The sequence below is a fragment of the Bartonella sp. AP58NXGY genome (genome assembly GCF_042195785.1).
In the GTDB taxonomy this organism is placed as follows: domain Bacteria; phylum Pseudomonadota; class Alphaproteobacteria; order Rhizobiales; family Rhizobiaceae; genus Bartonella.
The window spans coordinates 1-774 of the sequence record NZ_JBHIOY010000204.1 but is presented as its reverse complement, the minus strand read 5'-3'; the positions used below and the strand labels follow the sequence as shown (position 1 = coordinate 774).

The following is a 774-nucleotide window of genomic DNA, read 5'->3' as shown; positions in this document are numbered from 1 at the left end:
AAGGACTTGCGGGTTTAATACTAAAGCCCCCATCACCATTTGCCACCCGTACAAAAGGATCAATCAGATAACAAAAGCGTGAGGAAAAATCTGCACGATAGGCAAGGCTTTCTTGCGTATTTTTACCCCCCGTATCAAACACAGCAATGGCTTGTAGCTTTTCTGCCACCTGTTCCAAAGCATCTGCTAGCGGATTTTTAGCATTATCAAGGCGCCCTGCACTATAAGCTGGCGCTAAGAGAATTCCAGGCTCTTCCCCTAAATGCCCCGGTGCATGTTTTAGCGCATGCACACCGGTCAGGTGAGCGTTTGATCCCACCATCTCAGTTTGTGTCTCAGCAATGGTTGACTTTTCTTCTACCCGCACAAGGATCACTTGTGCCTCCATCCCTTGCGCGCGCACGGCATTGATAACATCAAGAGCTGTGCCCCGTGTCCCAAGCTTTTGGATTTTGTCTGTCTCATGGGTGAAGACCAACACGGGCTCGTTAAGGGGATAAATTTGTGCATCCGCATCAGGGGCTGTAACAACCGCCCCAAGGGCGGTTTGGCTAAACATCTCTAAGGGCCGAGAAGCTTGACCATCCTCAATGAGGCGGATACCATGATTAAATTCTATTGCCATTTTGCTCTCCAAATCAATGGAGAGACCATAACAACACTAATCCTCTCTCATAAGCCTGACACTGTCAGTCAAAAAGCCCTTTAAAAGGGCTTTGAAAGATCTTCAAAGGGAGCTTTAAAGAAAGAAAATCATACAAGCTCGCTTATACA

1 pseudogene is annotated in these 774 nt (G+C 47.2%); it reads right to left on the bottom strand.

From position 1 onward, the window contains the following. Positions 1–625 (bottom strand): annotated as a pseudogene (locus ACFINC_RS10460) (phage tail protein); the annotation flags it as partial. Positions 626–774: the final 149 nt, after the last annotated feature.